This window comes from Pseudomonas brassicacearum, assembly GCF_009601685.2.
In the GTDB taxonomy this organism is placed as follows: domain Bacteria; phylum Pseudomonadota; class Gammaproteobacteria; order Pseudomonadales; family Pseudomonadaceae; genus Aquipseudomonas; species Aquipseudomonas kilonensis_B.
Genome location: NZ_CP045701.2, coordinates 5,370,024 through 5,390,650 on the forward strand (window position 1 = coordinate 5,370,024; position 20,627 = coordinate 5,390,650).

At 62.4% G+C, this 20,627-nt stretch carries 16 protein-coding genes; 7 read left to right on the top strand and 9 right to left on the bottom strand.

Going from position 1 to position 20,627, the window contains the following annotated elements:
* The first annotated feature begins 19 nt into the window (after window positions 1-19).
* The gene (locus tag GFU70_RS23165; protein WP_153388868.1) at window positions 20-844 is read left to right on the top strand and encodes an SDR family oxidoreductase; all 825 of its coding nucleotides are present in this window, start codon (window positions 20-22) and stop codon (window positions 842-844) included.
* Window positions 845-957: 113 nt separating this feature from the next.
* On the opposite strand, the gene GFU70_RS23170 is transcribed toward GFU70_RS23165, so the two are convergent.
* The 4 genes from GFU70_RS23170 to GFU70_RS23185 are packed head-to-tail and all read right to left on the bottom strand — an operon-like array spanning window position 958 to window position 5,706.
* The gene (locus GFU70_RS23170) at window positions 958-1,821 is read right to left on the bottom strand and encodes an HlyD family secretion protein (RefSeq protein WP_058542759.1); all 864 of its coding nucleotides are present in this window, start codon (window positions 1,819-1,821) and stop codon (window positions 958-960) included.
* A 10-nt stretch (window positions 1,822-1,831) separates the two neighbouring features.
* Window positions 1,832-2,032, bottom strand: coding sequence for a DUF1656 domain-containing protein (locus GFU70_RS23175; RefSeq protein ID WP_003205331.1), 201 nt, complete (start codon window positions 2,030-2,032; stop codon window positions 1,832-1,834).
* Window positions 2,022-4,226, bottom strand: a complete 2,205-nt coding sequence (locus GFU70_RS23180) for an FUSC family protein (RefSeq protein ID WP_153389191.1) — start codon at window positions 4,224-4,226, stop codon at window positions 2,022-2,024. The genes GFU70_RS23175 and GFU70_RS23180 overlap by 11 nt, the downstream gene beginning before the upstream one ends.
* Before the next feature lie 7 nt (window positions 4,227-4,233).
* A complete protein-coding gene (locus GFU70_RS23185; RefSeq protein WP_153388869.1) occupies window positions 4,234-5,706 on the bottom strand; it encodes an efflux transporter outer membrane subunit in 1,473 nt (490 codons plus the stop codon).
* 309 nt (window positions 5,707-6,015) lie between these two features.
* On the opposite strand from GFU70_RS23185, the gene GFU70_RS23190 reads away from it, so the two are divergent.
* Entirely contained in the window at window positions 6,016-6,984 is a 969-nt protein-coding gene (locus tag GFU70_RS23190; RefSeq protein WP_153388870.1) for a LysR family transcriptional regulator, read from the top strand.
* Between the two features lie 27 nt (window positions 6,985-7,011).
* Here the strand turns inward: GFU70_RS23190 and GFU70_RS23195 are convergent, their stop codons facing one another.
* Window positions 7,012-7,269, bottom strand: a complete 258-nt coding sequence (locus tag GFU70_RS23195) for a hypothetical protein (protein WP_153388871.1) — start codon at window positions 7,267-7,269, stop codon at window positions 7,012-7,014.
* Between the two features lie 236 nt (window positions 7,270-7,505).
* Between GFU70_RS23195 and GFU70_RS23200 the strand changes: the two genes are divergently transcribed.
* The 5 genes from GFU70_RS23200 to GFU70_RS23220 all read left to right on the top strand — a co-directional run bounded on the left by GFU70_RS23200 (window position 7,506) and on the right by GFU70_RS23220 (window position 15,552).
* Window positions 7,506-8,663: an efflux RND transporter periplasmic adaptor subunit gene (locus tag GFU70_RS23200; RefSeq protein WP_058542755.1), complete on the top strand. Its 1,158-nt coding sequence runs from the start codon at window positions 7,506-7,508 to the stop codon at window positions 8,661-8,663.
* Window positions 8,660-11,776, top strand: coding sequence for a multidrug efflux RND transporter permease subunit (locus GFU70_RS23205; protein ID WP_153388872.1), 3,117 nt, complete (start codon window positions 8,660-8,662; stop codon window positions 11,774-11,776). The genes GFU70_RS23200 and GFU70_RS23205 overlap by 4 nt, the downstream gene beginning before the upstream one ends.
* Before the next feature lie 9 nt (window positions 11,777-11,785).
* Window positions 11,786-12,469 (top strand): heavy metal response regulator transcription factor, encoded by a 684-nt coding sequence (locus tag GFU70_RS23210; protein ID WP_058542753.1) that lies wholly within the window; start codon window positions 11,786-11,788, stop codon window positions 12,467-12,469.
* Window positions 12,456-13,823, top strand: coding sequence for a heavy metal sensor histidine kinase (locus GFU70_RS23215; protein WP_153388873.1), 1,368 nt, complete (start codon window positions 12,456-12,458; stop codon window positions 13,821-13,823). Before GFU70_RS23210 ends, GFU70_RS23215 begins: the two co-directional genes overlap by 14 nt.
* A 232-nt stretch (window positions 13,824-14,055) precedes the next feature.
* A complete protein-coding gene (locus GFU70_RS23220) occupies window positions 14,056-15,552 on the top strand; it encodes a sensor domain-containing diguanylate cyclase (protein WP_153388874.1) in 1,497 nt (498 codons plus the stop codon).
* Between the two features lie 617 nt (window positions 15,553-16,169).
* On the opposite strand, the gene lpxC is transcribed toward GFU70_RS23220, so the two are convergent.
* From lpxC to GFU70_RS23240, 4 genes are all read right to left on the bottom strand, one after another.
* Window positions 16,170-17,081, bottom strand: coding sequence for a UDP-3-O-acyl-N-acetylglucosamine deacetylase (lpxC, locus tag GFU70_RS23225; protein WP_003178240.1), 912 nt, complete (start codon window positions 17,079-17,081; stop codon window positions 16,170-16,172).
* A 112-nt stretch (window positions 17,082-17,193) separates the two neighbouring features.
* Window positions 17,194-18,387: a cell division protein FtsZ gene (ftsZ, locus tag GFU70_RS23230; protein ID WP_153388875.1), complete on the bottom strand. Its 1,194-nt coding sequence runs from the start codon at window positions 18,385-18,387 to the stop codon at window positions 17,194-17,196.
* A gap of 95 nt (window positions 18,388-18,482) precedes the next feature.
* Window positions 18,483-19,742 (bottom strand): cell division protein FtsA, encoded by a 1,260-nt coding sequence (gene ftsA, locus GFU70_RS23235; RefSeq protein WP_058542749.1) that lies wholly within the window; start codon window positions 19,740-19,742, stop codon window positions 18,483-18,485.
* A 15-nt stretch (window positions 19,743-19,757) separates the two neighbouring features.
* Window positions 19,758-20,624, bottom strand: a complete 867-nt coding sequence (locus tag GFU70_RS23240) for a cell division protein FtsQ/DivIB (protein ID WP_058542748.1) — start codon at window positions 20,622-20,624, stop codon at window positions 19,758-19,760.
* Between the last annotated feature and the right edge of the window lie 3 nt (window positions 20,625-20,627).

Here is a 20,627-nt window from a genome sequence, read left to right on the forward strand (position 1 = left end):
TTTGCACAAGGAATGCGCCATGCCTGTTGCGCTGATTACCGGATGTTCCAGCGGCATTGGCCGCGCCCTCGCCGACGCCTTCAAGACTGCCGGTTATCAGGTCTGGACCACGGCGCGCAAGGCTGAAGACGTAGCGACACTCGCCACGGCCGGGTTCACCGCCGTGCAACTGGACGTCAACGACGGCCAGGCGTTGGAACAACTGAACGAGCGGATCAACCAGCAGCATGGTGGCCTGGATGTGCTGATCAACAATGCCGGCTACGGCGCCATGGGGCCGCTGCTGGACGGCGGTGTGCAGGCTCTGCAGCGTCAGTTCGAAACCAACGTGTTCGCCATCGTCGGGGTCACCCGCGCCCTGTTCCCGGTGTTGCGTCGGGCCAAGGGGCTGGTGATAAACATCGGCAGCGTTTCCGGGGTGCTGGTCACGCCGTTTGCCGGGGCCTATTGCGCCTCTAAGGCGGCGGTGCACGCCTTGAGCGATGCCTTGCGCATGGAACTGGCGCCGTTCGGCATCGGCGTGATGGAGGTCCAACCCGGCGCCATCGCCTCCAGCTTCGCCAAGAATGCCGGCCATGAAGCTGAACAGCTGATCAGCGAGCAATCGTCCTGGTGGCCGCTGCGCGAGGGTATTCGCGCTCGGGCCAGGGCCTCCCAGGACAACCCGACCCCAGCCGCCGAATTCGCCGCTGGCCTGCTCAAGGCCGCGCAACAAGCCAAGCCTCCCCGCCTGCTGCGCCTGGGCAACGGCAGCCGATCACTGCCCTTGATGGCCGGCTTGCTGCCCAAGGGGTTGCTGGAAAAGGGGTTGATGAAGCGGTTTGGTTTGGGTGGGTCGCTTTGATAAATGGCGGACACCTCGAAAACTGTGGGAGCGAGGTTGCTCGCGATGACGGCGTGTCAGCCACCATCGATACGGCTGAACCACTGCTATCGCGAGCAGGCTTCCACAGGGGGTCAGCGCTTGTCGCGGGGTTCTACCACCACCGTGCAAGTCATTCCCGCCGCCAGCAGCACCCCGTCGGGTACTTCGTCCAGATGAATGCGCACCGGCACCCGCTGGGCCAGGCGAACCCAGTTGAAGGTCGGGTTCACATCGGCGATCAGTTCGCGGCTTTCGGGGTTGTCCCGGTCGTAGATGCCACGGGAGATACTTTCCACATGCCCCTTGAGCATCTCACCGCTCATCAACTGCAACTGCGCTGAATCGCCGACCCGCACCTTGGGCAATTTGGTCTCTTCGAAGAAGCCATAGACCCAGAACGAATTCATGTCCACCACGGCCATCTTCGCCTCGCCGATGCGGGCGTAGTCGCCACGGTGCACGTTGAGGTTGGTGACGTAGCCATCCACCGCCGCGCGGACTTCGGTGCGCGACAGGTTCAGCTCCGCAGCTTCCAATTGGGCCTGGGCCTGCTGGTAATCGGCCAGGGCCGAGTCGGCGATGTTGCTGGCGTCGTCGCGGTTTTCCCGGGAGATCACCAGGCTGTCCAGGTCGGCACGCCGATGGGCGTTGACCTTGCGCATCTCCCAAGTGGCCTTGCGCGACGCCACCAGGGAGCGGGCCTGCTTCACGGCGATGCGGTAATGCTCGGGGTCGATGCGCATCAGCAGGTCGCCCTTTGTCACCTGCTGATTGTCGCGCACCGGCACTTCGACCACCTCGCCGCTGACATCGGCGGCGACATTGATGATGTCGGCCCGTACCCGGCCATCACGGGTCCAGGGTGTGTTCATGTAATGGACCCACAGCGTGCGGCCGATCCACAGCGCCAGGGCCAGTACCAACAGCGTCGCCAGCAGGCTGAAAAACTTTTTCATTGCATCGATCTCAACGGTAGACCGTCAGCGCCAGCGCGCCGAACAGACAGGTAAACAGACTCAGGCGCAGCAACGCCGGGTGCCAGAAGAAGCGGTACAGGTCCAGCCCCGACAGGAAGCGGTCCAAGGCCCAGGCCAGGCCGGCGGCGATGAAAAACATCAAGGTCATGGTGGGCATGTACACACCATGGAAAGCGATCTCACGGGGCATGTTCAGGTTCCTGGGGGAGCGGTGTGGCATGCGACATGGCATAGCCGGCCAATGGCGATTGCGGGTCCAGCAACGAGGTACGGATGAAATGCAGGTAGCTTTTCACCCGGCGCAGCGCCGAGGTATCGAAATGCGGGGCGAAGGGTTCGTCGGTGGCCTGCACGCGGCTGATGGCGTGGTCCACCGCCACCAGGGCACGCTCCAGATTGCTCTGGCTCGGTTGGCGGAACAGCCGCACCAGCGCCCGCCCCATCACCCGAATCGCCTGGCGCCATGGCTGGCTTTGGGCATAAGCCGGATGCACCGGCAAAATCGCCTGTTCCTTGCGCAACTCGATAATCGCGTGGCCGACCTCCAGCACCACGAACATCCAGCGCAGCAAGCCCCGCTGCACCCGAGGCTGCCCCGCTGCCAGCCCGTAGGCCTGATGCAACAAGTCGCGGGTACCACTTTCGAAGCTCGACGCCAGGCCCTTGAGCTTGCCGCTGATGGCAAACACCACTTGCTCGCGCAAATCCTGTTCGAGCCGGCGCCACAACCAACGGCTGTTGGGCGGCAGGATGATCGCCCCGGCGGCGGCGCACACCAGCATGCCGAGAATCATCGCGATGTAATCGTTGATGAAAGCGTAGGGGTTGTAGACCGTCAGGTTGTCCGGCACCGAACCGGTGCTGAAAAAGATCAGCAGGCCCAGCCCGACCCCGGCGTATTTCGGTCGCGAGCTGAGGAACGAACCGAGCATGATCACCGGCGCCAGCATCACGCAGAGCAAAGGGAAGCCGTCGATCAACGGGAAAATGAAGAACATCTCGACAAAGCCGATCAACGCCCCGAACAGCGTGCCGCAGGCCATCTGGAAAGCCATGCGCTTGGGGTTCGGCGTCGCGGCCGACAAGCCCACGGTGGCGGCGGCGATCATCGTCATGGTCGCGCCGCTCGGCCAGGCCGTGGCGACCCAATAACTGCCCAGCACCAACAGGATGAAGGCGGCACGAACACCCGATGCCGTGGCGGCCAGCCAGTTGGTCTGCGGCACGAACGGTTCGTCCCAGCGTTCACGTTCGTGGCGATGATCGGCCAGGGAGGCGTGGGTCAGGGCATAGCCGTGCAAGTCGTCGACGAAGCGATAAAGCAGCTCGTAGGCGGTATGGAAATCCAGTTGCTGCCCATCGCTGGGCGCCGTTTCCTGGAACAACGCCCGCAGCCGTCGCACCTGGGCTGGCAGCTCGGCCTTGTACTCGGCCAGCGCCGTCACCAGACGGGCCGCATCGGCGTCAGTCAGGGCGCGACCGCTGAAACCGTCCAGCAGTTCGGCCAACGTTTGCAAACCCGGCTTGATGGCATTGACCACGTGATCCGCCGCACTGCTGCGCAAGCGCTCCAGCAATTGGTGCAAAGCGTTGAAGCGGGTGGTGATGCCCATGAATTCGCTGTTCAAGCGACTGAGCCGGCCGTTGCGCCGACGCATGTGCGGGTCTTCGAACACGGTCACGCTGCGCAGGCTTTCCAGGCCCACCGCCTCGGCAATGAAGCCCACGTTGCGCGCTTCGAAGGTCTCCCGCTTGCTGCGCCCACGCAGGCCATCGGTGACAAACAGGGCAAAAACCCCGAAGCGTTGGTACAAGGCATTGCGCATGGCGGCACTGGCGGTTTGCGGCAGGATCGCGGCGCTGACCAGGGTGGAGCAGAGAATCCCCAGGGAAATCTCCAGCACCCGCCAGACCGCCGCCATGAACGCGCCTTCCGGATGGGCCAGGGCCGGCAGGCCGATCATCGCCGCGGTGTAGCCGGCCAGCACAAAACCATAGGCCCGGAAGTTGCGATAACGCGCCGCGCCTGCCGAACAAAGGCCAACCCAGACCGCCAGGCAAGCGAGGAACGGCTCGGTGTTCTGGGCAAACAAGGCGATCAGCGCCACCATCACCGCCGAGCCGGCCAGGGTGCCGAGGAAGCGGTAGAAGCTCTTGGCGAACACCTGGCCGCTCTGGGGCTGCATGACGATGAACACGGTGATCATGGCCGTGCGCGGTTGCGGCAACTCCAGGCGCATCGCCAGCCACAAGGTCAGGAACGCGGCAAACAGGACCTTGAAAATATAGACCCAGGTCACCCCGTCGCTGCGGGCCCAGTCGAAGAAACCACGGCGCCATTCCAGGCGGTAGAGCCAGCGGGCAGGAGCGAAAAAAGACATCACAACAGAACTACTCAGCATGGCTTAAGTCAGGGGAGTCGTTGCCGGCTTCCAATCCACCGCCCAGCGCCGTCACCAAATCGGCATGGGCACTCAAGCGGGCAGCCTGCACTTGCTGTTGCACCTGTTGCTGCTTGAACAACAGGCTTTGGGCGTTGAGCACGTTGAGGTAGTCGGTAAGCCCGCGCTGGAACGCCACCATCGCGATGTCGTAGGTGCGCTGGGCAGCGGCCACCGATTCGGCGGCGAAGGCCTGCTGCTTGTCCATGGATTGGCGGCGGATCAATTGATCGGAAATCCCCTTGAGGGCGTTCACCAGTGTCTGGTTGTAGTGCGCCACGGCGATGTCATATCCGGCCGCCGCCTCACCCAATTGCGAACGCAAGCGCCCGCCGTCGAAGATCGGCAACGTGATCGCCGGCCCGACGTTGTAGGTGAGCTTCTTGCCCGTCAAAAACTCCAGCGCCCCACCGCCGGTGGCCATGTAGCCGAGGCTACCCACCAGGTCGACGTTGGGATAAAAACCGGCCCGGGCCACATCGATGCCCCGGGCCTGGGCCGCCACTTGCCAACGCCCGGCCACCACATCCGGACGCTGGCCGAGCAGTTCGGCGGGCAAGACCGACGGCAGCTTCAAGGGTGCACCGAGGGCCAGGGTCGGGCGTTGCAATTGCGCACCCGCTCCCGGCCCCTTGCCCGCCAGCGCCGCCAACTGATTGCGGCTCAAGGCGATGGCTTCGTCCAGGGCGTCGAGTTGGCGATGGGTCTCGGGCAGTGGTGCCTGGGCCTGGCTGACTTCGAAATGGGTGCCGATGCCGCCGTCCAGGCGCTTCTGCGCAAGGTCGAGAATTTGCTCTTGTTGATGAAGGGTCGCGGCGACGATATCGCGCTGGGCGAAGTGCAGTGAAAACTGGATGTAGGCGCGCACGATGTTGCTTTGCAGTTCCAGTTGCGCCTGGCGCGCCTGCGCGACACTGGCATGGGCCAGGTCGACCGCCCGTTCGCTGGCATTGCGCTCGCGGCCCCACAGGTCCAGGGCGTAGCTCAAGCCCAAGGCGGCGTTGTTGTCCCAGGTCGTGGTGTCGGCCAGCTCGCCCGGGCCATAGAACTGATCGGTGGGCCAGCCATGACGCTTGAGGGTCGCCTGGCCATTGATCTGCAGCGACTCGGCGGCCTCGGCAATGCCGGCCATGGCCTTGGCCTGGCGGACCCGCGCAGCGGCCATGGCCAGGCTCGGGCTGTCCTGCACGGCCAGGTCGATCCAGCGGTCCAACTGCCGATCGCCATAGGCTTGCCACCACTGGCGGGTGGGCCAGTGGGCATCGCGAGCCGCCTCGCGGATGGCGGCATCGGTCGCCAGTTGGTTGGCTGGCAGTACCTGGCTTTGCGGCCCAATCCCTCCTGTCCCGATGCAACCGCTGATGGTTAATGTCAGGACCCAAACACTGAGAGTCTTCAGCTCTCTGCTGATGCAACGCGGCACTTGCGCAAAATTCCTAGGAGAGAAAGTCGGGGGAGCTGTGGGAGCGGGCTTGCTCGCGAAAGCGGTGTGTCTGTCACCGATGATGTTGGATGTCAGTTCGCCTTCGCGAGCAAGCCCGCTCCCACAGGATCAGCGCCGCACAGTTAGGCGATCTGCGCCACAGTGTCGGCAATTCTAGGCATCGCCCTGCCCGGCGATAAGCCGACCTTTCTGTGAATCTTTGTTACCGTTAACGCGATAATCCATTAGTCGGGTCCCGCAGCTCTGTAACTTCGTGTCACAATTTGCCACCTCCCAAGAGAGCCCTCCATGGACACCCTGCAAAACATGCGCGCGTTCAGTTGTGTTGCCGAAGCGGGCAGTTTCACCGCCGCCGCCGCACAACTGGACACCACGACGGCCAACGTCTCGCGTGCGGTTTCCAACCTGGAAGCCCATCTGCAAACCCGCCTGCTCAACCGCACCACTCGCCGCATTGCCCTGACCGAGGCGGGTAAACGCTACTTGTTGCGTTGCGAGCAGATCCTGGCTTATGTCGAAGAAGCGGAAGCCGAGGCCAGCGACGCCCATGCGCGACCGGCCGGGCAGTTGAAGGTCCATACGATGACCGGCATCGGCCAGCATTTCGTGATCGACGCCATCGCCCGTTACCGCAAGACGCATCCGGATGTGACCTTCGACCTGACCCTGGCCAACCGGGTGCCGGACATCCTGGACGAGGGCTACGACGTCTCCATCGTGCTCGCCAGCGAGTTGCCGGACTCGGGCTTCGTCTCCCAGCGCCTGGGCATCACCTACAGCATCGTCTGCGCGTCGCCCGCCTACGTGAAAGCCAGCGGCTGCCCACAAAAACCCGGCGACCTGCTCAACCACGCCTGCCTGCGCCTGGTCAGCCCGGTCATTCCGCTGGAAAAATGGGTGTTCGACGGCCCGGAAGGCCAGGAGATGGTCACCATCAACAGCTCACCGTTCCTGGTGAATTCCGCCGATGCGATGAAAACCGCGATCACCAGCGGCATGGGGGTGGGAGTATTGCCCGTGTACGCGGCCATCGAAGGCTTGCGCAACGGTACGTTGGTGCGGGTCATGCCCAGCTACCGCTCCCAGGAACTCAACCTCTATGCCATCTACCCATCGCGCCAATACCTGGATGCGAAGATCAAGACCTGGGTCGAGTACCTGCGAGGCTCGTTGCCGGAAATCCTCGCGGCGCACCAGTCTGAGCTGGCGGCTTACGAATTGAGTGGAAGCCTGGCAGGCGCACGGGTCGCGAACTGAAGTCGGCCCCGTGCGTGAAGGATGATTTCAGCGCTTGCCCATCGAACGACGCGTGCCGGGAGGCGCGGCGCCCGGGGTCTTGGTATGGCCATTCTTCGCGCCGTTCTTGTACCACGGCTGCTGGCCGGCGCCCTTGGCCGCAGCCAGTTCACCGGGTTTGAACGGGAATTTGAAGGCAGGGATCGCCGCTTTGGCGTCCTCGGCGCTGGAAACATTGCTGTCGGACAAATCGGCCTGTTCGCCGCCGGGGAGTTCATCCGCAGGCGAAGGTGTCGGGGAAGTCATGTAAGGCTCCGGGTCATGCATGCAAGTCGGGCCCGAAGGGCGAGCCGCGAAAGGCGGCAGTATACCTGCCCGATATCACAGCGCGCAGGGCAGTTTCATCCAGCACAACCATTCATCCGACGACAAGCCGGGACAAAACTGACAAGCCTGTCAGTTAGCCGTCACCTTCCTGACCGGCTCGCAACGCTATATAAGAAAGCTCCAACTCCTGCGTCCAGAACCGGCCCTTCATATCCATGCGCACCCAGAAGAAAACTGTCCTGCTCGTCGTGCCGTTGGTGGCCCTGGCGGCCCTCGTCCTCTGGTTTGCGCTCAAGCCCGTGACCGCCAGGCCCAGCGCTCCCCCCGCCGTTCCGGTACGGTCCGTCAGCGTGGTGCAAAAGGACGTACCGCGCTTTGCCAGCGGCATCGGCACGGTCCTGTCGCTGCACAGCGTGGTCATCCGGCCGCAGATCGACGGCATCCTCACCCGGCTGCTGGTCAAGGAAGGACAACGGGTCAAGAAGGGTGACCTGCTGGCGACCATCGACGACCGTTCGATCCGCGCCAGCCTCGACCAGGCCAGGGCCCAGCTCGGCGAGAGCCAGGCCCAACTGGCGGTGGCCCAGATCAATCTCAAGCGCTACAAATTGCTGAGCGTCGATGATGGCGTCTCGAAGCAGACCTACGACCAGCAACAGGCGCTGGTCAACCAGCTCAAGGCCACCGCCCAGGGCAATCAGGCGGCCATCGATTCGGCGCAGGTGCAACTGTCCTACACCCAGATCCGCTCCCCGGTGAGCGGTCGCGTCGGCATTCGCAACGTGGATGAAGGCAACTTCCTGCGCACCAGCGACACCGAAGGCCTGTTCTCGGTGACCCAGATCGACCCGATTGCCGTGGAATTCTCCCTGCCCCAGCAAATGCTGCCCACCTTGCAACGGTTGATCGCGGCGCCCGAGCAAGCCTTGGTCAAGGCCTATATCGGCGCCGATGGCGCCACCGGGGAGCTGCTCGGCGAGGGGCGCCTGAGCCTCATCGACAACCAGATCAACGCCAACACCGGGACCCTGCGGGCCAAGGCTGAATTCAACAATGCCGCGCAACGGCTGTGGCCCGGGCAACTGGTGACGCTGAAGATCCAGACCGCCCTCGACAAGGACGCCCTGGTGGTGCCTCCCACCGTGGTCCAGCGCGGGCTGGAGCAACATTTCGTGTACCGGATCAAGGGCGACAAGGTCGAAAGCGTGCCGGTGGTCATGGTTTACCAGGACAGCGACATGCACATCATCAAAGGGGTGAACGCTGGCGATCAACTGGTGAGCGACGGTCAGTCGCGGCTCAAGCCAGGCAGCCACATCCAGGTGCTCAGTGATCCGCCCGCCCTGGCCAAGACTTCGGCGCCGCAACCATGAAGGGCCGCGGCTCGGTTTCAGCGTGGTGCATCGACCACCCCATCGCCACGGTGCTGCTGACATTTGCCCTGGTACTGCTGGGCGTGATCGCGTTTCCTCGCCTGCCCGTCGCGCCGTTGCCACAGGCGGAATTCCCGACCATCCAGGTTAACGCGCAGTTGCCTGGGGCCAGTCCCGAAACCATGGCGTCGTCGGTCGCGACACCGCTGGAAGTGCAATTCAGTGCCATTCCCGGCATCACCCAGATGACCTCCAGCAGCGCCCTGGGCTCGACCAACCTGATCTTGCAATTCAGCCTCGATAAAAGCATCGACACCGCCGCCCAGGAAGTGCAGGCGGCGATCAACACCGCCGCCGGCAAACTGCCCAACGACATGCCGAACCTGCCGACCTGGCGCAAGGTCAACCCTGCCGACAGCCCGGTGCTGATCCTCAGCGTCAGCTCCTCCCTGATGCCCGGCACCGAGCTGAGCGACTACGTCGAAACGCTACTCTCGCGTCAGATCAGCCAGATCGATGGCGTAGGACAAATCTACATTACCGGCCAGCAGCGTCCGGCGATCCGGGTCCAGGCCTCGGCTGACCGACTCGCCGCCATCGGCCTGACCCTGGCAGACATCCGCCTGGCGCTCCAGCAGGCCAGCCTCAACCTGGCCAAGGGCGCCCTGTACGGCGATTCGAGCATTTCCACCCTGTCCACCAACGACCAGTTGTTCCAGCCTGAGGAGTACGGTGAACTGATCGTGTCCTACAAGGACGGGGCACCGGTTCACCTCAAGGACATCGCCAAGGTCGTCAACGGCTCGGAAAACGCCTACGTGCAGGCCTGGTCCGACAACGAGCCGGGGGTCAACCTGGTGATCTTCCGGCAACCGGGGGCGAACATCGTCGAGACCGTCGATCGCATCCAGGCGGCCCTGCCCACCCTGCAAGCCATGTTGCCCGCCGCCGTGCAGGTCAAGGTCCTGATCGACCGCACCCAGACCATCCGCGCCTCGTTGCATGAAGTGGAGATCACCTTGCTGATCGCGGTGCTGCTGGTGGTCGCGGTAATGGCGCTGTTCCTGCGCCAGCTTTCGGCGACCCTGATTGTCTCGGCGGTGCTGGGGGTATCGCTGACCGCCAGTTTCGCCCTGATGTACGTGATGGGTTTCAGCCTGAACAACCTGACCCTGGTGGCGATCGTCATCTCGGTGGGGTTCGTGGTGGACGATGCGATCGTGGTGGTGGAGAACATCCACCGGCATCTGGAAGCCGGCGAAGGCATGCGTGAAGCGGCGATCAAGGGTTCCGGCGAAATCGGCTTCACCGTGGTCTCCATCAGCTTCTCGCTGGTGGCGGCGTTCATTCCGTTGCTGTTCATGGGCGGCGTGGTCGGGCGTCTGTTCAAGGAATTTGCCCTGACCGCCACCTCGACCATCCTGATTTCAGTGGTGGTGTCGCTCACGTTGGCGCCGACCCTGGCCGCGCTGTTCATGCGCGCCCCGGTGCATCATGCCCACAGCAAGAGGGGGTTCGGCGAGCGTCTGCTGGGCCGGTACGAGCGCGGCCTGCGTCGGGCCCTGACCCATCAGAAACTGATGATCGGCGTGTTCGGCCTGACCCTGGCCCTGGCGGTGGTGGGCTACGTGTTCATTCCCAAGGGATTTTTCCCGGTACAGGACACCGGCCTGGTACTGGGCACCAGCGAAGCCGCCGCCGACGTGTCGTTCCCGGACATGGTCGCCAAGCACAAGGCCCTGGCCGAAATCGTCGCCGCCGACCCGGCAGTGCAGACCTTCTCCCACTCCGTCGGCGTCTCGGGCAACAACCAGACCATCGCCAACGGCCGCTTCTGGATCGCCCTCAAGCCCCGGGGCGAGCGTGACGTGTCGGCCAGCGGCTTCATCGACCGGATCCGCCCGCAATTGCTGAAGATCCCTGGCGTGGTGCTGTACCTCAGGGCCGGGCAGGACATCAACCTCAGCTCCGGCCCCAGTCGCGCCCAATATCAATACGTGCTCAAGAGCAACGACGGGCCGAGCCTCAACGCCTGGACGCAAAAACTCACCGACAAGCTGCGTGGCAACCCGGCGTTCCGTGACATCTCCAACGACTTGCAACTGGGCGGCAGCATCACCCACATCAACATCGACCGCAGTGCGGCGGCGCGTTTCGGCCTCACCGTCACCGATGTCGACCAGGCCCTGTACGACGCCTTCGGCCAGCGGCAGATCAATGAATTCCAGACCGAGACCAACCAGTACAACGTGATCCTGGAGCTCGACACCCAACAACGCGGCAAGGCCGAAAGCCTGGCGTACTTCTACCTGCGTTCGCCCCTGAGTGGGGAAATGGTGCCGCTATCTGCCCTGGCCCGCTTCGATGCGCCGAGCAACGGTCCATTGTCGATTGCCCACGATGGCATGTTCCCGGCCGCCAACCTGTCATTCAACCTGGCGCCCGGCGTGGCCCTGGGGGACGCGGTGCGCCTGCTCGACCAGGCGAAGAACGAAATCGGCATGCCCGCCGCCATTACCGGCAATTTCCAGGGCGCGGCCCAAGCGTTCCAAAGCTCGCTGGCCAGCCAGCCGTGGCTGATCCTCGCCGCGCTGGTGGCCGTGTACATCATCCTCGGCGTGCTCTACGAGAGTTTCGTACACCCGTTGACGATCATCTCCACCCTGCCCTCGGCCGGCCTCGGCGCACTGATCATGCTCTGGCTGCTGGGCCAGGACTTTTCAATCATGGCGCTGATCGGGCTGGTGCTGCTGATCGGGATCGTCAAGAAGAACGGCATCCTGATGATCGACTTCGCCCTCGATGCCCAGCGCAACCAAGGCATGGCACCCCAGGAGGCGATTTTCCAGGCGTGCCTGACACGTTTTCGGCCGATCATGATGACCACCCTGGCCGCCCTGCTCGGCGCCTTGCCGCTGATGCTCGGCTATGGCCCCGGCTCGGAGCTGCGCCAGCCCCTGGGCATCGCGGTGGTGGGCGGCCTGCTGGTGAGCCAGGCGCTGACGCTGTTCACCACACCGGTCATATACTTGTGGCTGGAGCGACTGTTCCATCGACCCGCCCATCAGCCAGGGTCGGCGCCGATGGCGGCGCTGGCAAGCACAGACCACTGAGGCAGGGCCATGCGCGTTCTGATTATCGAAGACGAAGAAAAAACCGCGGACTACCTGCACCGCGGCCTGAGCGAACAAGGCTACACCGTGGACGTGGCGCCGGACGGCATCGAGGGGCTGCACCTGGCCCTGGAAACCGACTACGCGGTGATCGTGCTCGACGTGATGCTACCGGGCCTGGACGGCTTCGGCGTACTGCGGGCCTTGCGCGCCCGCAAACAGACGCCGGTGATCATGCTCACCGCCCGGGAACGGGTCGAGGACCGCATCAAGGGCTTGCGCGACGGCGCCGATGACTACCTGGGCAAGCCGTTCTCCTTCCTCGAACTGGTGGCCCGCCTGCAAGCCCTGACCCGTCGCAGCGGCGGCCACGAACCGGTGCAGGTGAGCATCGCCGACCTGTGGATCGACCTGATCAGCCGCAAGGCCACACGCGCCGGCCAACGCCTGGAGCTGACGGCCAAGGAGTTCTCCCTGCTTAGCGTTCTGGCCCGCCGCCAGGGTGAGATTCTCTCGAAAACCGCCATTGCCGAAATGGTCTGGGACATCAACTTCGACAGTGACGCCAACGTGGTGGAAGTGGCAATCAAGCGCTTGCGGGCCAAGCTCGATGGGCCGTTCGAACAGAAGCTGCTGCACACCATCCGTGGCATGGGTTATGTGCTGGAGAGTCGCAGTGATGAGCGTCCCTGACAGCATCGCCCTGCGCCTGAGCGGTATGTTCACGCTGGTGGCGGCGCTGGTGTTCCTGTTGATCGGGGGCGCCTTGTACCAACAGGTTGCCAAGGGCCTGGGCCTGTTGCCCGAAGCCGAGCTCGATGCCCGCTACAGTGTCCTGGAGTCCATGGTCGGCCGCTACGGCACGCCTGAACATTGGGTGAAGATCAACAACAAACTGCGATTGCTCGGCGAAGAAGACAAACGCATCCACTTCTGGATCGTCAGCGACGATCCACGCTTTGAATACGGCAATCCCGATGCGCAGATCCGCACCTTCGCCCAAGGCGCCCTCGGCAAACGCGACCTGACGTTGCCCCAGCGGCACTACCCGATGAAAGTGCTGGTGAGCCAATTTCCGGCCAAGGACCAGCGTCCGCCGCTGCGCTTCATGATCGGCATCGACACCCAGACCTTCTACCAGACCCAGCATCACCTGCTGGTGGCCTTGGTGAGCCTGGCGATTGTCGGTGTGCTCCTGGCTTCGTTGCTGGGCTACTGGGTCGCGCGCATCGGCCTCAAGCCGCTGATCAAACTGTCCGATGAAGCCCGGCGCCTGGCCCCGCCCCGCCTGACCGGACGCTTGCAACTGTCGCCCTTGCCGCCGGAACTGAACCAGTTCGTCAGCTCCTTCAACGCCACCCTCGACCGGGTCGAACAGGCTTACTCGCGGCTGGAATCGTTCAATGCCGACGTCGCCCATGAATTACGCTCGCCGCTGACCAACTTGATCGGCCAGACCCAGGTTGCGCTGACCCGTGGGCGCTCGGCCGAACACTACTTTGAAGTGTTGCAATCGAATCTCGAGGAGTTGGAGCGGCTGCGCTCGATCATCAACGACATGCTGTTCCTGGCCAGCGCGGACCAAGGCAGCAAGGCCACCAAACTGACCAGCACTTCGCTGGCCAGCGAAGTGGCGACCACCCTCGACTACCTGGATTTCATTCTGGAAGATGCCCAGGTCCAGGTCCGGGTCAGCGGTGACGCCCGGGCCAACATCGAGATCGCCCATCTGCGTCGGGCGCTGATCAACCTGCTGAGCAACGCCGTACAGCACACCGCGCCCGGACAAGTGATCGACGTGCGCATCGAAGCCCTTGGCGAGCACATCACCCTCGCGGTCACCAACCCCGGCGAACCGATTGCCGGCGAGCACCTGCCGCGCCTGTTCGAACGCTTCTATCGCGTCGATGCCTCGCGCAGCAACAGTGGCGCCAACCATGGGCTGGGGCTGGCCATCGTCAAGGCCATCGCCCTGATGCATGGTGGCGAGGTATTTGTGCACAGTGACCAGGGCGCCAATACGTTCGGGATCCGCTTGCCAGCCTGAGGCCTCCACAAGGTTCGATCTTTTCCAGCATTGAATGCTGAGCGAAAGCCAACTGGATCAAAATCAACAGATCGCAGCCTTTGGCAACGCCTACCCAGTTTATTGTGCAAACACTGATTGCCCGCCCTCACCGATCCAAGCACAATCAGTAAAAGGCCAGCACTTGGTTCATTGCCGGTTTGCAATCCTTTGGGACGGATCCCAGCCATATGACAATGCAGATATCGGCCCCATGAGCGCGCGCAGTGCGACACCCGGCAACCCCCCGCCTTCGATACGTTCAGAATGGGTACTCGTACTGGCCAGTTCGCTGGTTGTCATTGCCATCCTGAGCATCGTGACGTTCCTGCTGATTCGCGAACATGCCGCCGCACAACAGGCCGCGACACGTGCGGCGACCAATATCGTGCAACTGATTGACGCCGATGTGCTGCGTAACGTGGAGCTCTACGATCTGTCGCTGCAAGGTTTGGTCAGCGCCGCCAAACGCGAAGACCTGAAAGACGTTTCGCCGGCGATTCGCCATCTGGCGCTGTTCGACCGCGCCACCGCCGCCCCCTATAAAGGCGACATCCTGCTGCTGGACAAACGCGGCGATGTGATCGCTGACTCCGCCTCGATCACGCCGCGTATAGGCAACTATGCCGATCGGGAGTATTTCCAGTCCCACGTCCAGGATCCAAACCCGGGCATGATGATCAGCCGCCCGTTCCGCTCCAGAAGTCACGCGCAGGACTGGCGCATCAGTTTCAGCTATCGACTGAGCGACGAACGGGGCGAGTTCATGGGCGTGGCCGAGGCCGCGATGCGCCTCAACTACTTCAACCAATTGTTCAAGAGCCTGAACATTGGTCATGGCGGTACGGTCAACCTGGTCAGCCGCGACGGTATTCTCCTGGCACAAGAGCCACCCTTGGCCGACGACCTGACAGGCCAGGACTTCAGTCACCGACCGAATTTCATGCGGATCCTGCGCGAAGGCAATGGCAGTTTTACCAGTGTTTCTGGCCAGGATCAGACGCCGCGCCTGTACACTTTTTCCCAGGTGGGCAACTTGCCCTTGATCGTCGTGGTGGCGCTCTCCTCTCAAGAGGTGTTCGCGTCATGGCGACGCACGGCATTGTTGGTCAGTGGCGCCACCGGCGCGCTGTGCATTGGCCTGCTTTGGCTGACCTGGCTGTTGCGCCGTGAACTGCGACGCCGCCACGCCGCTGAGCGGGAATTGGCCCAAAGGGCCTCCGTCGACTCGCTGACGGGCCTGGCCAACCGCCGGACCCTGGACGAAACACTGCAACAGGAATGGATGCGTGCCCAGCGTTCGGATCAGCCCCTGTCCGTCATGATGATCGATGCCGATCACTTCAAGGCTTTCAATGATCGCCTTGGCCATCAACGCGGTGACGAGGCCTTGCGAACCTTGGCGCAGTTGATCAGCAAGCATGTCCGTCGCCCGGCCGACCTGGCAGCGCGCTACGGTGGTGAGGAGTTCTCGGTAGTACTGCCGGAGACCACAACCGCCGGAGCCTTTACCATGGCCCAGAACATTCGCGAAGCGGTGGAACGATTGCCGCCCGTCCGCGAAGGTGAGGCTCCCATGACAGTCAGCATCGGCATCGCCACTTGGGCCCAAGGGCCGTATGGCGACCTCGAACAACTCATGTTCGCTGCCGACAAGGCGCTGTACCAGGCCAAGGCCAGTGGGCGCAATCGTGTGGTTTGTGCGATGTGACGGTCCCCCTGTGGCTGTTCACTTAGTGTGTATATCCGTTGCTGCGGTAACGGCCACTGGCGGTTCCGCTCTTACAGCGGGTCACTTTCGAAAATCCGAAAGCCGGCCCAGGCGAAAGTAACCGAAGCGCTTCTGCCCCACCACTCGGTGCCTCGCCTAGGCTCGGCATGCCTGATAGCCGACCTGGCTCTCCTGGTCGTACACCTGTCAGATCTGTGGGAGCAAAGCTTGCTCGCGAAGGCGGTGTCACAGTCGATGAAAGTGTTGAATGTACTGACCTCTTCGCGAGCAAGCCCGCTCCCACAGTAGTTCTGTGTTGGGCATAAGTTTTGGTTCACTGAAGATTTAAATGTGGGAGCGAGCCTGCTCGCGAAGGCGGTGTGTCAGCTTGCGGTGATGTTGGATGTGCTGGCCTCTTCGCGAGCAAGCTTTGCTCCCACAGTAGTTCTGTGGTGGACATAAGTTTTGGTTCACTGAAGATTTGAATGTGGGAGCGAGCCTGCTCGCGCGGAAACATAAGCAGCCGTTACCGCAGCAATGGATATACACACCAAAAAAGCGCCCATAAAAAAAGGCCACCCAAAGGCAGCCTTCAAAAACTAGAGAGGTTTTTTTGCTTACACGGCCGCAACAGGACGCATGTAAGAGATTGGTGCAGTGCTGGCATCTTCGAACGTCACGACTTCCCAAGCATCTTTCTGCTCAATCAACTTGCGCAGCAGCTGGTTGTTCAGTGCGTGGCCGGACTTGAAGCCCTTGAACTCACCAATCAGGCTATTGCCCAGCAGGTAGAGGTCGCCGATTGCATCGAGGATCTTGTGTTTGACGAATTCGTCTTCATAGCGAAGGCCGTCTTCGTTCAATACACCATCGGAATCGACCACGATCGCGTTTTCAACACTGCCGCCGAGTGCGAGGTTGTGCTTGCGCAGGTACTCGATGTCACTCATGAAACCAAAGGTACGGGCGCGGCTGACTTCTTTTACGAACGAAGTGCTGGAAAAATCCACGCTTGCACTCTGGGTGCGGTCACGGAAAACCGGGTGATCGAAATCGATCTCGAAGCTCACCTTGAAACCTTCGAAAGGGACGAAAGTGGCGCGCTTGTCGCCGTCTTCCACTGTCACTTCCCGCAGGATGCGGATGAACTTCTTGGCGGCGTCCTGCTCTTCCAGGCCAGCCGATTGAATCAGGAATACGAAGGGTCCGGCACTGCCATCCATGATCGGGACTTCGGACGCGGAGAGCTCGACGTAGGCGTTATCGATGCCCAGGCCAGCCATGGCCGAGAGCAAATGCTCCACCGTGTCCACTTTGGTGTCACCGTTGACCAGTGTGGTCGACATAGTGGTTTCACCAACGTTTTCCGCGCGAGCAGGAATCTGCACCACAGGGTCGAGGTCGGCACGACAAAACACAATGCCGGTATCGATAGGCGCGGGCTTGAGGGTCAGGTAGACCTTCTCGCCGGAGTGCAAGCCGACACCTGTGGCACGGATAATATTCTTCAGGGTGCGTTGTTTAATCATGGCATGGGCCGCTTCAGCGCAAATTGCGAACTGGTATCAACAAAGGCTGGCGATGATAGCAGACCAGACCTTTGCTGAACACCAATCACCCGTATCCCCCTGATACATTTCATCAATCGGCCTGACGACGCAGGAAAGCCGGGATGTCCAGGTAATCCAGATCGTCTTGCGGATTCATCTTCGCGGCAGTCGCAGTACCGGCCTGGGCCTGGTTGCGCATGACGGTCGGACGGTCCAGGTCACGGTAGTTCACCGCAGGCGCTTCCTGGCGCGAAGCCGCTTGTTGTTGCGGTTGCGCAGCCATGGAAGTGTGAACGGTATTGTCGATGACCTTCACAGGCTTCTCGATTTTCGCGCCCAGCCCCGTGGCAACCACGGTCACGTGCAACTCGTCGCGCATGTCCGGATCGATAACGGTACCGACCTTGACCATCGCGTGCTCGGAAGCGAAGGCTTCGATGATGCTACCCACGTCGGAGTACTCACCCAGGGACAGGTCAGGACCGGCGGTGATGTTCACCAGGATGCCGCGTGCACCTTGCAGGTTCACGTCTTCGAGCAACGGGTTGCGGATGGCCGCTTCGGTGGCCTCGCGTGCACGGTTCGGACCGCTGGCGCAGCCAGTACCCATCATCGCCATGCCCATTTCGCTCATGACAGTCCGTACGTCGGCAAAGTCGACGTTGATCATGCCCGGACGCTTGATGATGTCGGAGATACCGCGAACGGCACCGGCCAGTACGTCATCGGCCTTGGCGAAAGCCGACAGCAGGCTTGCGTCTTTACCGAGGATGGTCAGCAGCTTCTCGTTAGGGATGGTGATCAACGAGTCGACGCTTTCAGACAGCAGACGGATACCTTCGTCGGCGATCTGCATGCGCTTGCGACCTTCGAAAGGGAACGGACGAGTCACCACCGCAACGGTGAGGATCCCCATTTCCTTGGCCACTTCGGCAATGATTGGCGCCGCACCGGTACCGGTACCGCCGCCCATGCCCGTGGTGATGAACACCATGTTGGTGCCTTGCAGGACTTCAGCGATGCGCTCACGGTCTTCGAGAGCGGCCTGACGACCGACTTCAGGGTTGGCGCCGGCGCCCAGGCCTTTGGTCACGCCAGTACCCAATTGCAGGATGGTCCGCGCGCCGATGGATTTCAGCGCCTGGGCATCAGTGTTGGCGCAGATGAACTCAACGCCTTCAATGTTGCTCTTGACCATGTGGTTGACAGCGTTGCCGCCGCCACCGCCGACACCGATTACTTTGATAACCGGGCTAGCGGGGATGTTGTCTACGAGTTCGAACATTTTCCCTCTCCTTTCATTCTCTAGTTTTTTCGCCTACTGCGTTTGCTGCGTCTTCCAGCGCCAAGCCTGAAACTTGCCGCTTGAAGCTTTGGAACTTAAAAGTTGCCTTTGACCCAGGCCTGGAGCCGCTCGAACAGCGGTGCCTTCGGCTCTTCGCTGCTGTAGCTGTCGCGGCTGCCGATGCCTGAGAACGAAATCCCGTCGGACTGTTTCTGCAAGCCATACATCAACAGGCCCACGCCGGTGGAATAGATCGGGTTGCGGACCACGTCATCCAGGCCCTTGACGCCATGGGGCACGCCCAGGCGCACCGGCATGTGGAAAATCTCTTCGGCCAGCTCGACCGCGCCTTCCATCTTCGACGTACCGCCGGTCAGCACGATGCCGGCCGGGATCAGGTCTTCGTAGCCACTGCGCCGCAGTTCGGCCTGGATCAGCGTGAACAGCTCGTCGTAACGCGGCTCGACCACTTCGGCCAGGGCCTGGCGCGACAGCTCGCGCGGTGGACGGTCGCCAACGCTTGGCACCTTGATGGTTTCGCCGGCACCGGCCAGCTTCGCCAGGGCGCAGGCGTAACGGATCTTGATCTCCTCGGCGTACTGGGTCGGGGTGCGCAACGCCATGGCGATGTCGTTGGTCACCTGGTCACCGGCGATCGGGATCACCGCCGTATGGCGAATGGCGCCTTCGGTGAAGATCGCGATGTCGGTGGTGCCGCCGCCGATGTCCACCAGGCACACGCCCAGTTCTTTCTCGTCGTCGGTCAGCACGGAGTAGGCCGAGGCCAACTGCTCGAGGATGATGTCGTCGATTTCCAGGCCGCAGCGGCGCACGCATTTCTCGATGTTCTGCGCAGCGTTCACCGCACAGGTCACCACGTGGACCTTGGCTTCCAGGCGCACGCCGGACATGCCCAGGGGCTCACGCACGCCCTCCTGGTTATCGATGACGTAATCCTGCGGCAGGGTGTGCAGCACCCGCTGGTCCGCCGGGATCGCCACGGCCTGGGCCGCGTCGAGTACGCGCTCAAGGTCGGCGGAGCTGACTTCGCGATCACGAATCGCCACGATGCCGTGGGAGTTCAGGCTGCGGATGTGATTGCCCGCCACGCCGACGAACGCCGAGTGGATCCGGCAACCGGCCATCAGTTGCGCCTCTTCGATGGCGCGCTGGATCGATTGCACGGTGGACTCGATGTTCACCACCACGCCTTTTTTCAAGCCACGGGACGGGTGTGTACCGATCCCGACGATGACCAGCGTGCCGTCGTCCGCGACTTCGCCTACCAGCGCCACCACCTTGGAAGTGCCGATATCCAGACCGACGATCATTTTCCCGCTTTGCACGTTTGCCATGGGTCCTGCCTCTTCTTAATTCTTCGCGACGGCGGGTTCGGCCGTCGTGGGCGCTACAGGTTCCCGCCAGCCAACAGCCAGGCCGTTGGCGTAGCGCAGATCGATGCGCGCAATGTTCGTAATCTGTTCTTTAAGCGTCTTGTCATAGATGGCGATGAAGCGGCGCATCTTTTCCACCAGGTTGCCGCGCCCGAGCAACAGCTCGATGCCCGGCCCCGAGCTGCCTGCGCCCGTGGTCAGGAACCAGCTGCCGCGCTCACGCAATTCCAGGCGTGCGATGGAGAAGCCCAGTGGCCGCAACATCTGGCTCAACACCTGGTACTGCTGCATCACTTTCTGCTGGGCCCGCAGTGGGCCGAACAGTTGTGGCAAATGTTCATAGTTGGCCAGTTCCCGCGGCGTAAACGCCTGGCCCTGGTTGTTCAACAACGACTCGTCGCCCCAACGGGCCACCGGCAATTGTTCTTCCAGGCGGATCGACACCTGGTCAGGCCACACCCGCCGGACTTCGGCATGGGCGATCCACGGCATCTGCTCCAGTTCCTTGCGCATGCCCGCCAGGTCGATGGTGAAGAAACTCGACGCGACAAACGGAGCGATCCGTTGCTGCACGGCCTGCTGGCTGATGTAGCTCAGGTCGCCCTGGACGTTGATCCGGGCGATTGGACGGTCGGCATAAGGCAGCAACCGTTGCGCGCCTTCATACGTACCGAACCCCAACGCCACCAGCAGCACCGGCCAGAACAAGCTCTTGAGAAAACCAAAATTGGCTTTCGGCAAACGCGCCGACATCGGCTCTTTGGCCACCATTCGGCTGGCACCCCGCGGCACCGGCTTGCGACCGGGTGCGGATGGCTGATGACGAAGCGATGCGCCTTGCATGGC

Coding starts and splice junctions, on each gene's coding strand:
- GFU70_RS23165 (WP_153388868.1), top strand. CDS start 20: ATGCCTGTTGCGCTGATTACCGGATGTTCCAGCGGCATTGGCCGCGCC.
- GFU70_RS23170 (WP_058542759.1), bottom strand. CDS start 1,821: ATGAAAAAGTTTTTCAGCCTGCTGGCGACGCTGTTGGTACTGGCCCTG.
- GFU70_RS23175 (WP_003205331.1), bottom strand. CDS start 2,032: ATGCCCCGTGAGATCGCTTTCCATGGTGTGTACATGCCCACCATGACC.
- GFU70_RS23190 (WP_153388870.1), top strand. CDS start 6,016: ATGGACACCCTGCAAAACATGCGCGCGTTCAGTTGTGTTGCCGAAGCG.
- GFU70_RS23195 (WP_153388871.1), bottom strand. CDS start 7,269: ATGACTTCCCCGACACCTTCGCCTGCGGATGAACTCCCCGGCGGCGAA.
- GFU70_RS23200 (WP_058542755.1), top strand. CDS start 7,506: ATGCGCACCCAGAAGAAAACTGTCCTGCTCGTCGTGCCGTTGGTGGCC.
- GFU70_RS23205 (WP_153388872.1), top strand. CDS start 8,660: ATGAAGGGCCGCGGCTCGGTTTCAGCGTGGTGCATCGACCACCCCATC.
- GFU70_RS23210 (WP_058542753.1), top strand. CDS start 11,786: ATGCGCGTTCTGATTATCGAAGACGAAGAAAAAACCGCGGACTACCTG.
- GFU70_RS23215 (WP_153388873.1), top strand. CDS start 12,456: ATGAGCGTCCCTGACAGCATCGCCCTGCGCCTGAGCGGTATGTTCACG.
- GFU70_RS23220 (WP_153388874.1), top strand. CDS start 14,056: ATGAGCGCGCGCAGTGCGACACCCGGCAACCCCCCGCCTTCGATACGT.
- lpxC (WP_003178240.1), bottom strand. CDS start 17,081: ATGATTAAACAACGCACCCTGAAGAATATTATCCGTGCCACAGGTGTC.
- ftsZ (WP_153388875.1), bottom strand. CDS start 18,387: ATGTTCGAACTCGTAGACAACATCCCCGCTAGCCCGGTTATCAAAGTA.
- ftsA (WP_058542749.1), bottom strand. CDS start 19,742: ATGGCAAACGTGCAAAGCGGGAAAATGATCGTCGGTCTGGATATCGGC.
- GFU70_RS23240 (WP_058542748.1), bottom strand. CDS start 20,624: ATGCAAGGCGCATCGCTTCGTCATCAGCCATCCGCACCCGGTCGCAAG.